This window comes from Halomonas sp. M20, assembly GCF_020622265.1.
Classification (GTDB): domain Bacteria; phylum Pseudomonadota; class Gammaproteobacteria; order Pseudomonadales; family Halomonadaceae; genus Modicisalibacter.
On record NZ_JACNMQ010000003.1, the window covers coordinates 295,541 to 315,610 of the forward strand.

A 20,070-nucleotide genomic window follows, 5' to 3' on the forward strand; every position below is an offset into this window, starting at 1 on the left:
TTGAGTAGCGCTCTGCCGCCTCCCGGCGGGCAAGTAGAAAAACAGAAATCAGTTCTTGGCGGCTACCTCAGGTGTTTGCTCGGCACCGAACGGGGCGCGACTCATGATGCGCTCCACCATGGGCACGAAGTGCTCGAGAGGCAAGGTGTCGTAGTCCGGATCGAAGGCGCACTGATCCCAGTCGTCGCAGAAGCGCACGGTGCGGGCATAGGCCGTGTGGTCGCGATATTGCTCCCGGGCCTTGGGGTCGAGGCCGTAGAAGTGGCGATAATGGTAGCCTTGGAACAGCTCGTGGTGGCGAATCATCCAGGTGTTGAGCGGGTCGATGAAGGGCTCGAGAATCCCCGCGGCGATTTCCGCATGATTGGCCGGCGCCAGGTCGTCGCCGATATCATGCAGCAGGGCGCAGACCACGGTTTCCTCGTCGGCGCTGTCGCGCAGCGCCCGGGTGGCGGTCTGCAGGCTGTGCTCGAAGCGGTCCACCGGGTAGCCGTGATTATCGCCCTTGAGATGTAACAGGTGTTCGAGCACCCGGCGGCTGGCGTCGTTCTGATACGCTTGGAAGTGCTTGTCGATGATCTGCCAATCCTCGGCGCGGCTTTCGTCGAAGCGCTTGAAGGTTGCCTGGTTCATCATGCGCCCTCCCTTAGTTGTGTCTGTAGAACGCGGCGACGGCTGGCGGTGCTATCCCGGTCCACGTAACCCTGGCGCATATGGCGTATGCCGCCTTCCAGTTGAAAGGCGGTGCGACCGTGGAACAAGCGGTAGTTGTCCAAGATCAGCATTTCACCCTGGTCGAGCTTGAGATGCACGGTCAGTTCATCGGAGGTGATCAGCTCGTAGAAGCGCTGCCGGGCGGCGTAGTAGTGCTCCAGGGTGGCCGGATTGTGGGCGGGAATGCGCTCGGTACGATTGGAAAAGCGCACCCGGCGTAGCTGACCTTGGCTGTCGAGCTCAATCAGCGGCCCTTCGCTTTCCAGATGGGTTGTGTCATCGGTGTACACGAACTCCGTGGCGAGCTGGCTCAGGCAGTCGAAGTGCTCCGGAGACTCTTCTCGCAGCCGCCGGGCCGCCATGAAGCCGTCCACCAGGGTGCTGTCACCACCCTCCGCAGCGTTGGTCAAGCAATGCAGCCAGATATAGCCAGGGATGGGGTCGCGATAGGGGTTGTCGGTATGCGGTTCCAGGCCGCGCTGGGTCATGGTCAGGTCATAGGCTTGAGGCACGGATTTGACGTCGGCGATGCCGCCCCAGTTGGTGCGCCGCAGCGGGCCGATGCGATCGATCAGCGCCTGCATGCCGTCTTCATCATTAGGCACACCGCGCACCCGCACGAAGCCGTAGCGGCGCAGATCCTCCAGCATCGCCAGCAGCCGCTCGTCGCTTTGCAGCGCAACATCGAAGTCTGCCTCTGGCAGCGTGGCAAGCCCTGCATCCCAGAGAATCAGGTCGTCGGGTATGTCGCGCTTGCTGACATCACCTGTCTCGCGAAGCGCCGCTAAAGGAAAGGCCGTGCGATGTGCGTCGCTGAACTGCAGGCGGAGTGTTTCACCCTCGACCTTGGCTTCTTCGATGGTCAGGTCGAGAGGTAGCTGAGCGGCCTCGATCAGGCGCTGACCGGTCTGGGCATCCAGCGTCTCGGTATCCGGGGCGCGCTCCCGCAACCACAAGGCGGCGAAGCAGCGCTCCCGGTCTTGATCGCGCAGGACTAGACGACGGCCTTGGGCATCCAGCGTGATGTCGGCGGTGGTCATGGTTCGCGATTCTCCACGGCATTTGGGTGATGGATGACGGCATTGGCTTTAACTTAGTGCCATAATTGCAATCGAGTTTGATTTTTTTGGCCATATGATTGCAGTTATTTGCCATGAATGAACCTTTCTCGACAATTTGGCCCTATCCGCATCCGGACATTCCACCGGTGCTGCGGCCGGAAGAGGCCGAACACACCATTGATGTCTGGCTGCTGCCCAAGTTCTCGATGCTGTCTCTCGTTTGCCTGCTGGAGCCGCTGCGGGTCGCCAATCGTTTCGGTCGCGCACTGTTCGCCTGGCGTTTGCTATCGAGTACCGGTGAGCCGGTGGTGGCCAGTAATGGCGTACGTACTGATGTGGATGGCCGGCTCGAAGAGCTCAAGGCGTGCGAACTGCTGATGGCGATCTCTTCTTACGAGGCCGAAGCAACGGTGACTGCCGGCGATCGCGCCATGCTGCGCCAGGTCGCGGCGTTTGGTGGCAAGGTCGGGGGGCTGGATACGGCGCCCTTCATTCTGGCCCGGGCCGGGGTACTGGAACGTCAGCCGGTGGCCTTGCATTGGGAGAGTATCCCGGCGTTCCAGGAGGAGTTTCCGCATCTTGTAGTCAGCCGGTCACGCTTCGAATTCACTCCCCAGTGTTTGACCGGTTCCGGCGGCGCGACGGGCATCGATATGATGCTGCAATGGATCGAGCAGGGTTATGGGCCAGCGTTGGCGGAGGCGGTCAGTCGCCAACTGGTGCACCAGCGCTTTTCCGAAGGCGAGTTGCGTGAACATCAGGCTCAACGGCAGCTAAGGCATTTGCCGCGCACGGTGGCCAACGCCCTAGCCATCATGGAGGCGCACCTGGGCCAGGTATTGCCGATACCGGAAATCTGTCGGCTGGTGGGGCAGTCCCAGCGCCAGCTATCCCGCCAATTCCAGGCGCACTTCAATGAGACCCCCAAACAGTGCTACCTGGGTATGCGCCTGGATCAAGCCCGGCGCATCCTCACCGACAGCCGTTGCCGAATCACCGAGGCAGCGCTGGCCACGGGGTTTACCCATCTGGCGCATTTTTCCCGGGCGTATCAGATGCGCTTCGGCGAGCGTCCCAGTGAGACCGCGGAGCGGGGTGCTATTTGAGCCGATGTTGCTAAAGAAAAGCCTGAAGCCGTCGATACTTTTCTTTCGTAAAGATTACTTGTCCGGAGCCAATATGAGCGGTACCTATAATTTCTGGTTGGTCGCCCTGTCGCTGGTAGTCGCATCGCTGGCATCTTATACTGCCCTTGATCTGTCGGGTCGTATCGCTTTGCTCAAGCGCTCCAGACTGCGCCATCTATGGTTTGCAGGTGGTGCCGTGGCCATGGGGCTAGGTATCTGGTCTATGCACTTCATCGGCATGCTGGCGTTTTCACTGCCGATGGCGATGGGCTATGACCTGGTGATTACTGGCTATTCACTGGTCATTGCCATTGTCGTCTCCTGGTTCGCGCTACATGTCGTCACGCGTGCGAAACTAGGTATTTATCGCCTCGTTGTGGGCGGTATATCGATGGGCCTCGGCATCGCCAGCATGCACTATACCGGTATGGCTGCCATGCAGATGCAACCCGCCATTGAATACGAACCGGGGCTCTTTGCTACTTCCATCGCCATCGCCATCGCCGCCTCCGGTGCCGCTCTCTGGATCGCACACACGCTCAGCGTCTCCGACCATTACCGTGTCTTCATCAAGCGCGTCATCGCCGCCTGCGTGATGGGCATTGCGATCTGCGGCATGCATTATACTGGAATGGCCGCGGCCCGCTTTCCTCAGGGAATGGTCAGCGGCGCGGCCAGTAGCATCGACTCCCATTGGCTCGCCACTACGGTTACCCTGTTCACCTTTGCCATCTTGGCCGTAACACTGATCCTGTCGCGCTTCGATACCAGGAACAGTCACCTGGCCGGCTCGGTGTCTCAGTTGAATGGCCAGATCGTCCATATGGCGACTTTCGACACCCTGACCGAACTGCCGAACCGACATACTTTGACAGAGCGTATCGAGCGGGCTATCGAGCATTCGAGACGCCGGCACAGCCTGTTCGCAGTCCTGTTCATGGATATCGATGGCTTCAAGACCATCAACGATTCGCTCGGTCATACTGTGGGCGATGAGGTCTTGAAATCTTTCGCACGACGACTGCTTTACTGCGTACGCAACGACGATACCGTGGCTCGCCTCGGTGGCGACGAGTTCGTGGTAGTGCTCGAGAACATTGCCTCGCCGGACGATGCCAGCCGCATGGCCAAGAGCGTCCTCGAACGGATGCGTAAAGGATTCTGGAATGATGATCAACCCCTGCAGGTCATGCCCAGCATCGGCATTGCCCTGTTCCCTCAGGACGGCAAGAGCGTCGATACGCTGCTCAAGAATGCCGATGCGGCCATGTACGAGGCCAAGCATGGCAAGAGCACCTATTGCTTTTACGAAGCGAGCATGAACGAGAAGGCCTCGCGCATCCTGACGATTCACCAGGCGCTGCTCGAGGCGCTGAACAACGGCTATTTCCTACTGCATTTCCAGCCCAAGTTCCACAGTGCCAGCGGTGAGCTCTCGGGGGCCGAGGCGTTGCTGCGTCTCGATCACCCCGAACTGGGCCCGCTCATGCCGGGGGAATTCATCCCGATCGCCGAGCGCTACGGGCAGATCGTCCAGATCGGCTACTGGGTGGTAAGCGAAACCTGTCGCCAGATCCGGCGCTGGCAGCGCGATGGCCGGCAGGCGGTGCGGGTGGCCGTCAATCTCTCGCCCCGGCAATTGGCGGAGCCGGATCTCGTCACCAAGATCCTCGCCATCGTCCACGCGGAAGGCGTCGATTGCGATCAGTTGATGTTCGAGATTACCGAGACGGTAGCAATGCAGAATGCAACGCGGACCATCGAAATGATCCGTGAATTCCAGGCAAACGGTTTCGAGATTGCGATCGACGACTTCGGCACCGGCTATTCCAGCCTTGCTTACCTGCAGCGCTTCCGGGTCAAGCAGTTGAAGATCGATCGCTTTTTCACCAATGGCTTGGATACCCATGCCCAGGAAGGCAGCGCCATCGTCTCGGCGATCATAGCCCTGGCCCACTCACTTGATATGGGTGTAGTGGCCGAAGGCGTCGAAACGCCGTCGCAGCGCGACAAGCTGAAGTCCTTGATGTGTGACGAGATGCAAGGCTATCTGCTTGGCAGACCACTGTCTGCCGATGCTTTCCAGGCCCTACTGCAAACGCTGAGAGAGCGAGCCTGAAGGCATCGTATCCTTTACTGCTCGACCACAGCCTCCTGATGTGACTGATCGAACGCCTCGACCCGCCGTTGGCGTTCGGCTCGCCACAACATGCGCAGCCGGGAACGGATCTCATCGCGCTCCATGTAGCAGCCCTGCAGCCAACGGCGGCCTGAACTGCCCTCGAAGGCGTCCCGGGCGTGTAGCAGGCGACGGTTGTCGAAGATCACCAGATCGCCGGGGTGATAGGTGAAGCGCTGGGCGAAACGCGGCTCCTTGAGCATGCGCTGCAGCTGCATCAAGGCGTCATAAGCCGGTTCGATGTCATCAAACGGTGCCATCAATGGGCCGCGCAGGAAGTCGGCGATGCGTACCTCAACCAGGCGCCCTCGATCATCGAGCTTGATCATCGGATCGAACCAGACGTAATCCGTCACCTTGGCGGTGTTGGCGTAGCACCAATGAACACGAGTCAAGGTCGCGAAAGCCTCGGGATGCTCATCGCGCAGCGTCTCGGCAATGGCGAAGCCGTCCGCCATTACCGCCTGACCGCCTTCGACGCTGTTTTCCAGGCAGTGCAGGAACTGCAGCCCCGGTTGATATTCCCGGGTGGGCAGATCCACGTGAAAGGGCAGGGCGATGGAAGTGTAGGCGTTGGAGTCCGGGTCTGGTTTAGCCTTGACGTCGAACAGGGTGCCGAAGTTGGTATCCCGCATGGGGCCTATGCGCTCGGCGATGCGCGCCAGGGTGCCGGGCTCCGTAGGCAGGTTGCGCAGGCGCACCAGCCCGTGACCGAGCACCGCTTTCAGGGCGCTTTCAAGCAGCGCCTCGAACTGTGGGTCGTCTTTCGTATGGGTATCTGTATGAGAGAGCCAACCGCTGGCGTCCAGGCTGATAGGTTCCGCCATGTCCTTGCCGGTCCAGGTGGTCACCGGCACCAGCGGCGCGTCTGGTTGCTCGAGGTTGGAGTAGTCATTCGCCCGCAGCCAGCCTGGGTGAAAATGCAGGGTGCGATTTTCTGGGGCAAAGGTGACGCTCAAGGCGCCGTGATCGTCCAGCCTCGCCGCGCTGATCGTCGGCCATCCGCCGAGACTCGAAAGATCGAGGATACGCTCCCGGGTGGCGGGATTGACGGTGCTCTCGTCGGCGGCATTCTCGCGCAGCCAGACGCTGTGATAGTGGCTGACTCGTCCATCCTGCCAATGCAGTTCAAGCACGCGTTCATCGTGGCTGACCCGGGCAGGCCATACCTCAATGGGCCAGGCGTCGTAATCCGGTGTGAGGGGAAGGCGATAATCGGTCGCTGTGCTGGTCATGATCATGGTTGCCTTGGGAACATTTTACGTTAGCATGCCCGTCTGGGTCTTCATCGACATGACATAACACGACGGCTTATTAGCATGACTCGCCATGTCATGAAGGGTAGTGCCTGGGGCGTCATGAACGATTCAGTCGGGATGCCGATCCGAGCGGGGGCTGAGGCTGTAGCGTCCTTTATAGGCTCGGGAGAAACTCGAAGGCGAGGTAAAGCCACAGGCTAGGCTGATACTCAGAATATCGTGATCGGTTTCCTTTAGAAGCTGACGCCCACGGCCGAGACGCAGCGCAAGATAGTGATCGCGAGGGCTTGCGGTCAGTTCCTGCTCGAACAGCCGTTGCAGTTGGCGCAGCGAAATACCCACTCTCTCGGCGATATCGCCGACGGATAACGGCATCTCGATATGCTGCTCCATCAACGCTACCGCCTCGATCAGAGCATGGCGATGAGTGCCCAGCCGGCGGGTCAGGGTCAGGCGCTGATGGTCATGCTGGGTGCGCATGCGGGCATGAATCAACTGTTCCGAGACCGCGTTGGCAAGCTCGTCGCCATGACGCCGCGTAATCATCGCCAAAGCCATGTCCATGGCGGCAGCACCGCCGGCACAGGAAAAGCGCTCAGTGCTTATTTCGTAAAGTGATTCAGTGGCGTCGATCTCGGGGAAACGTTCGCGAAACGTCGGCAGGCTTTCCCAGTGCATTGTCACACGCTGCCTTTCAAGTAACCCTGCGCGAGCCAGAATGAAGCTGCCGGTATCGATACCCCCCAATACACAGCCGCGTTGCGCCAACCGGTTGAGCCAGCGAATTAGCTCGCGGGACAGGGTCGCTTCCGGCTCGAAGCTGGCCACCACTGCCAGACTGGCTAACGGCGGAGCCGAGTCCAAGGACGTATCCGCTAGCAGGGTCATGCCATTGCTGGCGCTGATGGGCTGGCCATCCTGGCTGATCACATGCCAGCAAAAGACCTCCTTGCCCGCAATGCGATTGGCGATGCGCAGTGGCTCCACCGCGGAGAAGAACGCCATCATCGAAAAGCGGGGCAGCAATAGGAACCCGATGGGCTCGGGCCAAGGCCCTTGATAGTCCAGGCGCATGCAGGTGTCTCGCGATAATCAATGTTGTAAAGCGACGCAACCCCCTATCCTAATCTAAGAAGAATCTGAAGAAGATGGCGCCAGTTCGAGCCGCGCCTTCTCCACCAGCTCCTCCGGTAGTTCCTTCTTGACCGATACGCCGAGTTCACGAAACTCACTCGCCTGCTTGATCAAATTGCCCTTGCCGCCGGTGAGCTGGCCAAGCGCCTGGTCATAGCTCATTCTCGCGCCATCCAAACGTTTGCCGACATCCTGCATGCTCTCCAGGAATACCCGCAGCTTGTTGTAGAAGCGCTCGGCGCGATTGGCGAGTTCGGCGCTGTGCTTGCTTTGATCCTCGAAGCGCCAGAGCTGGCGCACGATATTGAGGCTCGTCAGTAGCGTCGTGGGCGTGGTGACCAGCACGTTGTTCTCGATGGCGCGCTGATAAAGCGTGTCGTCGAACTTCAGCGCCTCGACGTAGGCGGACTCCACGGGAATGAACATGATCACCACCTCCGGGGAGTTGAGCCCGGGCAGGTCGTAGTAGTGCTTATCCGCCAACTCGTTTATGCGATCGCTGACCGCCCGGCTGTGTTCTGCCAAGGCCTGGGTACGCTCAATGTCCTCATCGCTGTTGACGTAGCGCACGTAGGCGGAAAGCGACGTCTTGGCATCGATGATCAGATGCTTGTTTTGGGGCAGATAGACGATGGCGTCCGGGCGGCGGCGTCCTTCCTCGGTGGTGAAGCTGACTTCCCGCTTGTAATCCGTGCCTCGTCGCAGCCCGGAACCATCCAGCACGTTCTCCAGCATGAGTTCGCCCCAGTTGCCCTGAATCTTCTTCTGCCCTTGAAGTGCCTCGGTCAGACGCTGGGCCTGATCGGTAATCTCCCGGTTGAGGCTTTGCAGGTTTCTGAGCTCCGTGCGCAGCGCTTCCTGCTGCCGAGTGTCCTGATGATGCAGATTCTCGATCCGCTCCCTAAACCCTTTCATCTCAGCATGCATGGGCTGAAGCAGGTTGGTCAGGTTTCTCTCCGAGAATTCGCTGAAGCTCTTGCCCTTGCGCTCGAGCACCTCGTTGGCCAGATTCTCGAACTCCTCCTTGAGCTGTTCTCGGCTGGTGTCGACAAAAGCGAGCTGCTCATCGAAATGGCGCTGTTTCTGTTCGAGGGTGATCGACATGCGTGTATTGGCTAGGCGTTCATCCTGTAATGCTTGCGAAGTGTGATCGAGCCGCTCCCGGGTCTGGGCAAGTTCCTGCTCACTTTGTTGCAGACGCTGGTGATAGTGCTGGGCCGCCTGCTGACTGACGATCCATTTGCTGCGCAGGATCAGAAAGGTCAACAGAACGCCTGCCAGTAGGGCAGCAAATAAGTAGAGCGCCAGATAGAGGGAATCGGTCGGCATGGGGTAATTCTCAGGCAACGATGATCGGAAACGCTGGTTCCCGATAATATCAGCGATCGGTGAAAGCCGCAGAATCGACTATTGATCAGCCGGATTTGCTATCGTGATGCGGTCTTCCCCTAATCGGAATCTGCTTGTGGCTCTCGCCAACACTCATGGGTTGTCCATTGGCTTCGTATTGCTGCCGCGCTTCACCCTGTTGCCCTTTGCCGGCTTCGTCGATTGCCTGCGTCTGGCGGCTCGCCCTGCCAGCCCCTGGAGAATTCCGACTATCCCAAGCAGAGCATCATTGCGGTCGGCGAGCGTTGCAGCTTTACCGAGACCATGCACTTCTCGCACAACTTCAAGGAGTCTTTCGGCTATACCCTGACGGAAATTCGTAAGGGAGATGCCGTCCTGCAGCAGGAATTGGTTGATCCCTTCTTCCTGCATATCGGCAAGCTCGATGGATAGCGCTTGGGTGCTTTCTTGATAGCTGCAAAGGTAAATGGTTTGCCCGATTGAAAGTTTTCGCAAAGTAATGGCTTTTACCAAGGAGATGGTCGTTATATTTGCGTTTTATGCAACGTTTTTCGTATTTGCAATCTCTTGCGCTATATGGAATATCGTGTACGAGTCTATTGTTCCATAATTTTCATTGAGTTAAAGGTTTTTTCCATGCTTTCCCAATGGCTTTCCTCCATTGGGAAGGGGGGGGATAAATTATTGCTCTTCATATTATCAATTTTGGCCGAAATGGCATTAGACGATTCTAGATGCAGCGCATAGTCTTTATAATATCAAATAAAGTTAGTCTTTAGTTTTGATAATTAATGATATTAAGAGTTAGCTGTTAAGTAGTTAGTGCATGAGTTGGCTGTCGGGTTTTTAAGATTGCTGACGCAATGCTTAACACGGTAATAAAAAAGTAAGTCTTATAAATAAATATAAATAACATTGGAGAAAAGATATGTCACAAGATCTGATGAAGATGCTGGAACAAGCCTTCGAGGAATCCACCAAACTGTATCAAGAGCGCGGCTTTCAGCGGCGCGTTGGCTTTGGTAAGCGTCCCGCACTGGTAAGCGTTGATCTCGCCAATGCTTGGACCCGCCCGGGTAATCCCTTCACCTGCGACCAGGAGAAGATGGACAACGAGATCATTCCCGGCATGCAGAAGCTCCTTAAGGCCTTCCGTGCCGCGAATCTGCCGGTTATCCATGTGACGACGGCCTATGAGATCACCGACCGCAACGCGCCGTTCACCGACATGGGACTATGGCATAACAAGATTCCCGTCGATGTCGTTGACCTTGCCGACAAGGAGCTTTGGGCCATCGACAGCCGCATTGCCCCGGTCGAGGGAGAATATACGCTGCTGAAGAAGCGTGCCTCGTCCTTTCACGGGACCGAACTCGCTGGCATCCTGCGCGCCAATAATGTCGACACGATCCTCGTGACCGGCGTGACGGCCTGCGCCTGTGTACGCCAAACGATCTGCGATGGGATCGCGGATGGTTTCCGCCCTATCGCGGTCAAGGAGTGCATCGGCGACCGGGTGCCTGGCGCGGTAGCCTGGAACTTGTTCGATATCGACGCCAAGTTTGGGGACGTGGTGACCGTCGATCATTGTGTCGATTATATTGATACAGTCAATAAAGTATAACTTATTGCCCTAATGCTGCTGAGACAATAAATATAGTCATCTTGGGAGAAATAGCATGGCACGTATAGGCGTGGACGTAGGCGGTACTAATACAGACTTAATATTGGAAACCAGTGACAATGACTCGGTGGGGAAAGGAATATATCAGCACAAAGTACCTAGTACGACGGATGATCAATCCGTAGCGGTGATGCAAGGCATCATCGAAATATGCGAAAAAGCAAGAATCAACAAAAATGAAATTGACCATATCGTTCATGGAACCACAGTAGCAACGAATATCTCCATTGAACATAATGGTGCCGAAGTGGGCATGCTTACTACAAAAGGTTTCCGCGATATATTACATATTGGAAGACATAAAAGACCACATAACTTTTCCTTGCATTTCGATGTTCCATGGCAAACGTCTCCTCTAGTAAAGCGCCGTAATCGAATCCCCATCAGTGAACGGGTATTACCTCCCAATGGCGACGTGGAAACACCTTTAGATGAAGAGGAAGTTAAAGCAGCAGCTGAAAAGTTAAAGAGAGAGGGCGTTAAATCTGTCATTATCGGCTTTCTCTACTCATTCCTAAATCGCGACCACGAAATCCGTGCCAAGGAAATCGTCAAAAGCATCATGCCGGATGCCTACGTTTGCTGTTCTTGTGAAGTGGTTGATGCCATGCGGGAGTATGAACGGTTTTCAACAACCGCGATGAATGCCTACATTGGACCTAAAACATCTTACTACCTAAAGCATCTAGAAAGTGAGTTAAAAGAACAGGGAATTCACGCCGATCTACGCCTCATGCAATCCAATGGCGGTGTGGCGACCATCGATAGCTGCTGTGAGAAGCCGGTTAATATTTTGATGTCGGGCCCCGCAGGTGGTGTGATTGGTGGGCATTATTTCGCAAATCTGGACGGAGAAAAAAATATCATTACCGTGGATATCGGCGGAACGTCGGCCGATATTTCCACGCTTTCGGATGGTGGTATAAAAATAATGAACCCACGGGACTCCTATGTTGGAGGACACCCCGTGATGGTTCCAATGATTGATCTTATCACTATCGGCGCCGGTGGAGGTTCAGTTGCTTACGTAGATGAAGCCGGTGGTTTTCAGGTAGGACCACGCTCTGCAGGCTCGATGCCAGGGCCTGCTTGTTATAACCGAGGCGGGACCGAGCCGACAGTCACTGATGCCAATATCGTGCTAGGACGCCTGGATCCCGATCAGATGCTCGGCGGTGATCTACAAGTAGATCCTGCGCTCTCCATCGAAGCCATTAGAGAAAAGGTGGCAGAGCCCCTTGGGCTAAGTGTAAAGGATGCGGCGCTGGGTATTATTAAAATAATAAATAACAATATGGCGCTCGCAATCCGCTCGAATTCTGTCGCTAAAGGGGTTGATCCACGCGATTACGTATTAATGCCCTTTGGTGGTGCAGGCCCGGTTCACGGCCCCGCACTAGCCGAAGAAATGAATGCCAAGGCAGTGCTATGCCCCCCTGCACCTGGTATCACGTCGGCCGCCGGTTTGTTGACGACAAACCTACAATACGAAGCCACACGTTCTCTGCTGTGTGATCTCGACACTATTTCGAAAAATGATTTCGAAAAAGCCATTGTTTATGTGAATGAACTCGAAGAAGAAGTCACGGGTAAACTTCGTGATGATGGGGTCGATGATGCCCATATCAATTTAATACGGCTAGCCGAATGCCGGTATCATGGGCAGGGGTTCGAGTTGCGTGCCGACGTCCCGGCAGGCGAGTTGGATCAAGATAAGCTGGCGACTGTAATTGAGAATTTCCATAGAACGCATGAAGCGGATTATGGGTATCGTTTCAATGATGCGGCAGTCGAACTCGTGACATTGCGTGTTATCGGCACATCGGAGTCAAAAAAGCTAACCTGGGATACCTTGAAAGAAGCAAGTGTCGACGATCTCAAAGAAGCACTGATGTATGAGAGGAAAACGACATTCGATGATGGTGAAGAGCTGCTTACGCCCCGCTATAACAGGAGTTTATTGGGAGCCGGTCAAGTTATAGAAGGCCCTGCCATGCTGATGCAACATGACTCTACTTCACTGGTACCTCCTGGTTGGGTAGCCAAAATATCTGCCCATGGAAATCTTATAATTTCTAAATAGTGCTGATGAGGTGAATGATGAAAAATAATACAGTCGATCCTATTACTCTCCAGGTGATAAGTGGCGCACTAGATACAATTGCTGAAGAAATGGGGCATGTGCTCTACCGCATGTCTTTTTCTTCTATCATTCGAGAATCACAGGACTTGGGAGCGGGGTTGTTCGATGCTAACTATCAGACGATCTGCGAATCCGAGTCGACCCCTATGCATATTGGTTCGATTCCCGCTTATCTCCGCGGTGCCGAGCAAACATTGCAGGATGGCGAATGGCATGAAGGGGACGTGATTGTTCACAACCACCCTTATTATGGGTCCAGCCATACACCCGATCTGGCTATTATAATTCCTATTTTTTATCAAGGTGAACTGGTCGGGTTCTCGGGTAATACGGCCCATCATATTGATATCGGTGCCGCGACCCCCGGCCTGATTATCGACGTGGGCGATGTGTATGCAGAAGGTATGCTTTTTGCAGGGCTGAAGTTATATGAAAAAGGCGTAAGAAACGAAGGCCTTGCTAAGATGATTACGGCCAATAGCCGTGCATCTAATCAGCTCATGCGTGATATCGAGGCTCAGGTTGCCTCGGCAAAGCTTGGGGTTAAAAGGTTTAAAGAGCTAATCGATCGATATGGAAAGGGTGTTACTTTTTCCGCCATTGAACAGTTGATCAACTATTCCGAAAAGATGCTCAGGCAAAGAATACAAGAAGTACCCGATGGCGAATATCGTGCCGAAGGGTTCTTAGATGACGATGGAAGAAATCGTGAAAATCGATTGCCCGTCGTGGTGACGGTAAAGGTAGAAGGAGATTCGGTGGTCGTCGATCTAACAGGTTCAGCGCCTCAAACACCTACCGCTTACAATGTACCTTTTGAAGGGTCGTGTAAGGTGGCAGCATATGCCGCATTCCGAAAGCTTCTTTTAGACGCATGCAGTCTCGAGGTACCCATTCCTTCGAATGAAGGCTCATTCAAGCCAATCAGTGTAGTGGCTCCGAAAGGTTCTATCTTTAATCCGAATTTCCCCGCCGCTGCTGAGGCTCGGTTTACTCAATGCAATAGGATGATTGATCTCATCATCAAAGCTCTCTCACCTGTGCTACCAGATAAGGTTATTGCCGGTAGCTCCGCATCTATCTCATTTGCGTCTTATGCTGGCATGAAGGAAGACGGTGATTACTGGGTCTTCTTGGAGGTTAATGAAGGCGCTTATGGAGGAAGGCCGAAATCGGATGGTCCGGATTCTATTGATAATCTCATGGCAAATACACGCAATAACCCAATCGAAGATCTTGGTATGCACCTGCCGATGATCTGTGATCGCTATGAGTTACGAGATGATGTTATGCCAGGTGCGGGTAAGCATCGTGGAGGTATTGGTGTCGTTAAATCGCAGCGTGTTCTTACACCAGGATTTATTACTCATGAAAGTGAGCGCCACTACGATGTTCCCTGGGGAGCATTTGGAGGAAAGGATGGGGCTGTAGGAAAAACGGAGATTTATAATTACTCTGATAGTAAGAGTATAAAGGAGATGCCCTCCAAGTTTTCAGGGTACGTAACCAAAGCCGGCGATGTAATGGCTTATTATTCTCCATGCGGTGGTGGTTTTGGTGATCCCTTAGAACGCTCAGCGGAAAAGGTAAGAGAAGATGTTTTGGATGACTTCTGTACCGTAGAGCATGCCTACGAGGTATATGGCGTAGTTTTAGATGCTGACCTTAGGGTTGATGTTGGGGCGACCGAAAAACGTCGACAGGCAGCAAGTTAAGAATAATATAACGCTATTTTATATCTTATAGAATCGTTTGTTTGCGCAGGTGGGCATCATATGTATGCTCACTTGTACGCAAGCAATGAGAGCGAGTTCTATCAAAGACATATTTAACACCTTCTGATTAAAATTTAATAAGTACAATTAAAGGAAGCCTACAATGTCTTCAGATATCAGTGCAGAGTCGTTGAGTGCTCAAAAAGAGACGCCTAGAAACAAGCTTCTAGAACAGTCTATTTTACCGGTTGCGATCAATCAGAAACCTATATCTGCATTAGGCTTTGTATGGATCTGGATTGGTATCGCAGTCATGATCGCAACTTTTCAACTTGGAGCTAATGGTGTTACTGGTCTGCCACTAGCTCAAGTTGTGACAGTAATCTTTATCGCTAATATGGTGCTGGCCCTCTTGATGATGCTAACCGCTGACATCGGGACGGAGCATGGTCTTTCGTTTGCCGTTTATTTACGAGCGCCTTTTGGAGTGTTCGGGACTCACTTGCCTTCTGTATTCAGAGGTGTAGTCGCTGCTATTTGGTTCGGAATTTTGACGTACTTGGGTGCCCTTGCTCTCAATGGAATCGTTGAATATTTTATAGGATACTCTAACTGGCCTCTTTGGTATGCAGTTTTTGCTCTTGTTCAAATGGCTAATACTGCCCTCGGGATAAAGGCCGTCGAACGCCTTGCCGCCATAGCTGCACCCGCAATAATGGTGATATCTATTTGGATGTATTACACGCTTGACGTGCTTGCAAAGACGAAAGGCGTTAATATATGGACTTTTGTTGGGAATCAAGAGGTTACTATTTTGACTCTGTTTCTCGCTAATGTCGCATTCTGGTCCACCTTGGCCATTGATATCCCTAATATTACGAGGTTTGTCAAAGCACACTCTGGTACAAAGAACTTTTTCTCACGCAATAGAAATATTTTTGCGGCACAGCTTTTCGCTTTGCCCGTTACTCAAGCTTGGGTAGCCTTGATTGGAGCCGTTTCTTTCATTGCTGCCGGCGATTGGAATCCAATCAATGTTATACAAGAACAAAGTGCTGGTTTTAGTCTTATCGTGTTATTGATTTTAATAATATTAGCGCAGTGGTCAACAAATAGTGCTGCCAATCTTATACCGGCGGCCCTGACATTTGTGAATGCGGGAGCTCCATATGTTAAATACCCTATGGCAGTATTTATTGCTGGTGTAGTCGGTACTCTCTCCATGCCTTGGGCCATTCTAGATAATCTTTTTTCTTTCTTATTTTCTTATGGGTCATTTCTCTCGGCGATTGGCGGTATCATGATTGCGGATTATTATCTAATAAGGAAGCGGCGGCTCAATGTACCTGAACTCTATATATATTCAGGTCAGTTTTATTATACAAAGGGATTCAATCTGGCTGGTGTGGTAGCCTGGTTTAGTGCGGGTGGTATCGCATTTTACTCTGGGTCCTGGGCATTTTTGGTCGGGTTCTTTTCCGGAGCCATCATATATTTCATATTGATGAAAGCTTTTGTTATGCGAAAATATACTCAGACGGAGTGTAGCAATAAAAATAGTGACGAGTTTTTAGCGACGAGTGTTGGCATGAACTGGATCTACGATGAAAAGAGCAAGCGCTTTTCGCGCGTACCAAATGAAAAAACCGAGCTGAAGGCGGCTAGAGAGGACCTTTAAAATATTTTCGTGGAATGATAGTGCTGCGGCAGGGATGATAGCCACTTGCATTCGTGCCGCAGACTTCATTGAATATCCAGCTCGTTTTGCAGCAAGTCTCTGAACAACTTAAAGCTTGAGCTAATATAAGATTGATTCCATGCGGCGATCGTCTCGATCCTGTGTTGTTCGTTCGCAAGTGGCACGATAGCGATGCCTTCGCGCTTGAAACTCTTTGCGCATTCGGAGTACAGGGATATCCCCATGTTGGCAGCCACCAGCCCGAAGATGCCATTGCTGGTGGTAGCCTCTTGAATGACATAAGGTGTAAAGCCCGATTTCAAGCACAGCTCGAAGGTATAAGTACGGAACGCTTGCCAGCCACTTTCCGCGCCCAGTATGAATCTTTCCTCCGCTAACTCTTCTATCTTGATGCTCTTGCGGGTGGCCAGCGGATGTCGCCTGGGCAGGATGACAACGACCCTCTCCAATGCCAATCGATGTGTTTCCACGCCCTTGAGTTCGAGAGGGCCGATCAAGAAACCGACATCTATGTCGTAGTCCTTTATTGCCTGGTATTGCTCATGAGAAGGCATATAAGTGAGATCGATCGCAATGTCGGGGTATTTTTCCTTGAAACGATCGAGTATCTCGGGAAGCACACCATTTATAGAAAAGTCGTTATAAGCAACGGTGATGCGCCCAATATCGCCTTGGGCGGCAAGTTGGGCGAGATGGACCCCCCTTTCCAGATGGCTGAGGGCGTCTTGGCATTCCGCTAGAAATAGCCTCCCGGCGTCGGTGAGTTCAACCTGTCGTGTAGTTCGCTTGAATAGCTCCGCTCCGATACTTTCTTCTAACCCTTTGATAAGGCGGCTAAAGGCAGGCTGCGTGATGCACAGAATATCGGCTGCTTTCTTGAAATGCAGCGTTTCGGCCACGGCGATGAAGGCTCTTATATGACGAAGATCGAATTTAATATTATTGTTCATGATGTTATCAGTTTTATAGAAAATGGCATTATACGGTAAGAGTTGTGGCGCATGGGCTGGTTGTTGTCAAGCAAAATGCCGATTCAGGCGTCGGTGCGATAACAACTGACAGAATGAGGTGCGGCAGTATGTTCAACAAGCGAGCAAAACCTGTTCTTTCCTATGCTGACTCGGGCGCGACGCTACTGACAGCATTGAGTACGACGCATGCAGCGACAGGTGTTCGAGTACATTGAACTGTTTACAACCGGCAACGGCGGCACTGAGCAATCGAGACGATCAGCCCAGCTGCGTTGGAGACCCGAATGATAGCCTAGTCGAGCATTTACCAATGCAGGCAAGAACGCTTCTTTATTTTTAACCGTTTATTCCTGGACGGTTTTTTTATGCTTGGTTGTCGATAAACATTCCTCGAATAGTTATTTAAAGCAATGGCACATTGTTAACTTTAAGGCATTAATAAAATTAAAAAAGGAATTGGATATTATTAATTGCCACGCTTAACCTTGATGGTGTCAGAGGCAAAATACTCTCTCAAGAATGAGTATTACCCTTAATTTATTTTGAATTTCCCTCTTATTAGGAAGCAAGGAAATGTCACAAGATCTAATGAAGATGCTGGAGCAAGCCTTCGAGGAATCCATCAAACTGTATCAGGAGCGCGGCTTTCAGCGGCGCGTCGGCTTTGGTAAGCGTCCCGCGCTGGTAAGCGTTGATCTCGCCAATGCTTGGACCCGCCCGGGCAATCCCTTCACCTGCGACCAGGAGAAGATGGACAACGAGATCATTCCCGGCATGCAGAAGCTCCTCAAGGCCTTCCGCGCCGCGAACCTGCCAGTTATCCACGTAACCACGGCCTATGAGATCACCGACCGCAACGCGCCTTTCACCGATATGGGGCTTTGGCACGACAAAATTCCCATCGACGTTGTCGATCTTGCCGACAAGGAGCTCTGGGCCATCGATAGCCGTATCGCGCCGGTCAAAGGTGAATACACGCTGCTGAAAAAGCGTGCATCGTCCTTCCACGGCACCGAGCTTGCTGGCATCCTACGCGCCAATAACGTCGACACGATTCTCGTGACTGGTGTAACGGCCTGTGCCTGTGTTCGGCAGACGATCTGCGATGGTATTGCGGACGGTTTTCGCCCTATTGCGGTCAAAGAATGCATCGGCGACCGGGTGCCTGGCGCTGTAGCCTGGAACCTGTTCGACATCGACGCCAAGTTCGGCGATGTAGAATCCGTGGATACCTGCATTGACTATTTGAACAGTCTAGCTAAATAACCTCGACCATTTTCATGTATCGCCTGGCAAGCCAATGGTCTGTCAGGCTTCTTTTTTTACGTACTTGAACTTTTTCCTATCTCGATCCGGCTATACCCGGCGCAATATTTGCTATCGTGACATCTCTCCTACTGATCGGAAATCAACCGTGGAGCTCAACACTCGAGGGTTGTCCATTGGCTTCGTATTGCTGCCGCGCTTCACCCTGTTGCCCTTTGCCGGCTTCGTCGATTGCCTGCGTCTGGCGGCGGACGAGGGCGATATGAGTCGTCAGTTGCGTTGTAATTGGACTTTCATGACCAGCGACGGCGAGAGTGCGCTATCGAGCAGCGGGGCGGCGATATCACCCTGCCAGACCTATCAGCCGCCAGAGAATTTCGATTATCTGGTGGTCATTGCCGGGGTGCTCAAGGACAAGGAGATGGTGGATCGTGTAACCATTGACTATCTCAAGCGGGCGGATCGGCTCGGCGTTCCGCTGGTGGGGATCTGTACCGGAGTGTTTGCTCTGATTCAGGCGGGCTTGATGAATCGGCGGCGCTGCTGCGTGAGCTGGTATCACCACACGGATCTCGTGAAGCGCTTTCCCCAGGTTACCCCGGAATCGGATCAGCTGTTCATCGATGACGGCGATCGCCTGACCTGCGCGGGAGGAATCGCCTCTGCGGATCTGGCCGCTTATCTGGTCGAGCGCCACTTGGGCCGGGCCTGGGCCAAGAAGAGTCTGCATATCATGCTGATCGACGAGGCGCGCCAGGGCAATCATCCGCAACCCCATCCGCTGGTACTCAATAAGGTCGATAATCGCCAGGTGCGCAAGGCCATCTCTCTGATCGAACAGCATCTGGGGGAGTTGATTCCCATCGATGAACTCGCAGAGCGCGTAGGGTGTTCTCGCCGCGCCCTGGAGCGGCATTTTCGCGAAACATTGGGGGTCAGCCCACAGAAGTTTTCCCGGGATCTACGCTTGCGCTATGGCCTGTGGCTGCTCAATTTCACCCAGAAAAGCATCACCGAGGTTGGCGAACGCTGCGGGTTTTCCGATACCGCGCACTTTTCGCGCAACTTCAAGGACTCCTTTGGCTACACGCCGTCGGAGGTCAGAAAGGGCGAGACTCAGTTGCCGGAGAATCTGGTAGATCCTTTCTTCCTGCATATCGGCAAGCTGGATGGATAGAAAAAGCATGAGGCAATAAATAATGTGGCATTTTATATCTAATGTCTTAAATTGTATTTTTAGCTCCCGTTCAATGTCAGGCTAACCTTACAAAGGAATGCAATATCGGGGTATAGACAAATGTTGCAATAACAATGTCTACACAAGGACAAGGTGATCAACTCGATTCTCTTCGATCGGGTTTTACCCAATCCGATCTTATAAGGAAATAACAGCTCATGCCCCAATCTCGTTCGTCCAAAGTCGGCGCCATACTGCTTTTTGTAGCCTCTCTCGCCGGGCTTGGCGTTGCCCTCTATGCCTATTTTGCACCGCTTACCGGTGTTACCGGCTCAATTGGCGCACTTGTCGTCATTCTGGCCTGCATCGCGCTCGCAGTCATGGCACTCATGCTGGCAGCAGCGAAAGGCCGTGGCGCTCTCATCGCTTTGCGGATCTTGATTCTTGTTGGTCTTGTCGGCACCTGCTTTGCCGGGCTCCTTTTGCATCAGTGGTGGATCGGGGTTGCCATGGCGGTCGGCCTTCTCGGGTTGATACTCGACATGGTTCGTCATACCAGCAATGCCAATCGTTTTGTCTATTCGTAAGGAA

The 20,070-nt window shown here is 53.3% G+C and carries 16 protein-coding genes; 9 read left to right on the plus strand and 7 right to left on the minus strand.

Annotated features, from left to right (window positions below; genetic code table 11):
• Positions 1–48: 48 nt before the first annotated feature.
• Positions 49–633, minus strand: a complete 585-nt coding sequence (locus tag H7850_RS10255) for an HD domain-containing protein (protein ID WP_227369643.1) — start codon at positions 631–633, stop codon at positions 49–51.
• Positions 633–1,754 carry a TauD/TfdA family dioxygenase gene (locus H7850_RS10260; protein ID WP_227369433.1) on the minus strand — a complete coding sequence of 374 codons (1,122 nt, stop codon included), beginning with the start codon at positions 1,752–1,754 and terminating at the stop codon, positions 633–635. Before H7850_RS10260 ends, H7850_RS10255 begins: the two co-directional genes overlap by 1 nt.
• Before the next feature lie 113 nt (positions 1,755–1,867).
• On the opposite strand from H7850_RS10260, the gene H7850_RS10265 reads away from it, so the two are divergent.
• Together H7850_RS10265 and H7850_RS10270 are read left to right on the plus strand one after the other, a co-directional pair.
• On the plus strand, positions 1,868–2,881 hold the full coding sequence (locus H7850_RS10265) for a GlxA family transcriptional regulator (protein WP_227369434.1): 1,014 nt from the start codon (positions 1,868–1,870) through the stop codon (positions 2,879–2,881).
• 73 nt (positions 2,882–2,954) lie between these two features.
• Entirely contained in the window at positions 2,955–5,021 is a 2,067-nt protein-coding gene (locus tag H7850_RS10270; RefSeq protein ID WP_227369435.1) for a putative bifunctional diguanylate cyclase/phosphodiesterase, read from the plus strand.
• Between the two features lie 14 nt (positions 5,022–5,035).
• On the opposite strand, the gene H7850_RS10275 is transcribed toward H7850_RS10270, so the two are convergent.
• The 4 genes from H7850_RS10275 to H7850_RS10290 all read right to left on the minus strand — a co-directional run bounded on the left by H7850_RS10275 (position 5,036) and on the right by H7850_RS10290 (position 9,337).
• Positions 5,036–6,316, minus strand: a complete 1,281-nt coding sequence (locus H7850_RS10275) for a TauD/TfdA family dioxygenase (RefSeq protein WP_227369436.1) — start codon at positions 6,314–6,316, stop codon at positions 5,036–5,038.
• 132 nt (positions 6,317–6,448) lie between these two features.
• A complete protein-coding gene (locus tag H7850_RS10280) occupies positions 6,449–7,414 on the minus strand; it encodes a GlxA family transcriptional regulator (protein ID WP_227369437.1) in 966 nt (321 codons plus the stop codon).
• A gap of 54 nt (positions 7,415–7,468) precedes the next feature.
• Positions 7,469–8,803 (minus strand): DNA recombination protein RmuC, encoded by a 1,335-nt coding sequence (gene rmuC, locus H7850_RS10285; protein WP_227369438.1) that lies wholly within the window; start codon positions 8,801–8,803, stop codon positions 7,469–7,471.
• 153 nt (positions 8,804–8,956) lie between these two features.
• Positions 8,957–9,337: a hypothetical protein gene (locus H7850_RS10290; RefSeq protein ID WP_227369439.1), complete on the minus strand. Its 381-nt coding sequence runs from the start codon at positions 9,335–9,337 to the stop codon at positions 8,957–8,959.
• 415 nt (positions 9,338–9,752) lie between these two features.
• Here H7850_RS10290 and H7850_RS10295 point away from each other — a divergent pair, with 415 nt between their 5' ends.
• The 4 genes from H7850_RS10295 to H7850_RS10310 all read left to right on the plus strand — a co-directional run bounded on the left by H7850_RS10295 (position 9,753) and on the right by H7850_RS10310 (position 16,044).
• Positions 9,753–10,448, plus strand: coding sequence for an isochorismatase family protein (locus H7850_RS10295; RefSeq protein WP_227369440.1), 696 nt, complete (start codon positions 9,753–9,755; stop codon positions 10,446–10,448).
• A 55-nt stretch (positions 10,449–10,503) separates the two neighbouring features.
• Positions 10,504–12,591: a hydantoinase/oxoprolinase family protein gene (locus H7850_RS10300; protein WP_227369441.1), complete on the plus strand. Its 2,088-nt coding sequence runs from the start codon at positions 10,504–10,506 to the stop codon at positions 12,589–12,591.
• Positions 12,592–12,608: 17 nt separating this feature from the next.
• Positions 12,609–14,366 carry a hydantoinase B/oxoprolinase family protein gene (locus H7850_RS10305; RefSeq protein WP_227369442.1) on the plus strand — a complete coding sequence of 586 codons (1,758 nt, stop codon included), beginning with the start codon at positions 12,609–12,611 and terminating at the stop codon, positions 14,364–14,366.
• A 163-nt stretch (positions 14,367–14,529) separates the two neighbouring features.
• Positions 14,530–16,044, plus strand: coding sequence for an NCS1 family transporter (locus tag H7850_RS10310; RefSeq protein WP_227369443.1), 1,515 nt, complete (start codon positions 14,530–14,532; stop codon positions 16,042–16,044).
• Between the two features lie 65 nt (positions 16,045–16,109).
• Here the strand turns inward: H7850_RS10310 and H7850_RS10315 are convergent, their stop codons facing one another.
• Positions 16,110–17,015, minus strand: coding sequence for a LysR family transcriptional regulator (locus tag H7850_RS10315; RefSeq protein WP_227369444.1), 906 nt, complete (start codon positions 17,013–17,015; stop codon positions 16,110–16,112).
• Positions 17,016–17,630: 615 nt separating this feature from the next.
• Here H7850_RS10315 and H7850_RS10320 point away from each other — a divergent pair.
• The 3 genes from H7850_RS10320 (at position 17,631) to H7850_RS10330 (ending at position 20,066) form a co-directional block, all read left to right on the plus strand.
• Positions 17,631–18,302: an isochorismatase family protein gene (locus H7850_RS10320; protein ID WP_227369445.1), complete on the plus strand. Its 672-nt coding sequence runs from the start codon at positions 17,631–17,633 to the stop codon at positions 18,300–18,302.
• A gap of 148 nt (positions 18,303–18,450) precedes the next feature.
• Entirely contained in the window at positions 18,451–19,479 is a 1,029-nt protein-coding gene (locus tag H7850_RS10325; protein ID WP_227369446.1) for a GlxA family transcriptional regulator, read from the plus strand.
• A gap of 218 nt (positions 19,480–19,697) precedes the next feature.
• Positions 19,698–20,066 (plus strand): hypothetical protein, encoded by a 369-nt coding sequence (locus H7850_RS10330; protein WP_227369447.1) that lies wholly within the window; start codon positions 19,698–19,700, stop codon positions 20,064–20,066.
• Positions 20,067–20,070: the final 4 nt, after the last annotated feature.

Bases quoted from the DNA above. Each gene is read 5' to 3' on its own strand.
- H7850_RS10260 (WP_227369433.1), bottom strand. From the start codon at position 1,754: ATGACCACCGCCGACATCACGCTGGATGCCCAAGGCCGTCGTCTAGTC.
- H7850_RS10310 (WP_227369443.1), top strand. From the start codon at position 14,530: ATGTCTTCAGATATCAGTGCAGAGTCGTTGAGTGCTCAAAAAGAGACG.
- rmuC (WP_227369438.1), bottom strand. From the start codon at position 8,803: ATGCCGACCGATTCCCTCTATCTGGCGCTCTACTTATTTGCTGCCCTA.
- H7850_RS10305 (WP_227369442.1), top strand. From the start codon at position 12,609: ATGAAAAATAATACAGTCGATCCTATTACTCTCCAGGTGATAAGTGGC.
- H7850_RS10320 (WP_227369445.1), top strand. From the start codon at position 17,631: ATGCTGGAGCAAGCCTTCGAGGAATCCATCAAACTGTATCAGGAGCGC.
- H7850_RS10315 (WP_227369444.1), bottom strand. From the start codon at position 17,015: ATGAACAATAATATTAAATTCGATCTTCGTCATATAAGAGCCTTCATC.
- H7850_RS10295 (WP_227369440.1), top strand. From the start codon at position 9,753: ATGTCACAAGATCTGATGAAGATGCTGGAACAAGCCTTCGAGGAATCC.
- H7850_RS10330 (WP_227369447.1), top strand. From the start codon at position 19,698: ATGCCCCAATCTCGTTCGTCCAAAGTCGGCGCCATACTGCTTTTTGTA.
- H7850_RS10280 (WP_227369437.1), bottom strand. From the start codon at position 7,414: ATGCGCCTGGACTATCAAGGGCCTTGGCCCGAGCCCATCGGGTTCCTA.
- H7850_RS10255 (WP_227369643.1), bottom strand. From the start codon at position 633: ATGAACCAGGCAACCTTCAAGCGCTTCGACGAAAGCCGCGCCGAGGAT.
- H7850_RS10270 (WP_227369435.1), top strand. From the start codon at position 2,955: ATGAGCGGTACCTATAATTTCTGGTTGGTCGCCCTGTCGCTGGTAGTC.
- H7850_RS10265 (WP_227369434.1), top strand. From the start codon at position 1,868: ATGAATGAACCTTTCTCGACAATTTGGCCCTATCCGCATCCGGACATT.
- H7850_RS10300 (WP_227369441.1), top strand. From the start codon at position 10,504: ATGGCACGTATAGGCGTGGACGTAGGCGGTACTAATACAGACTTAATA.
- H7850_RS10275 (WP_227369436.1), bottom strand. From the start codon at position 6,316: ATGACCAGCACAGCGACCGATTATCGCCTTCCCCTCACACCGGATTAC.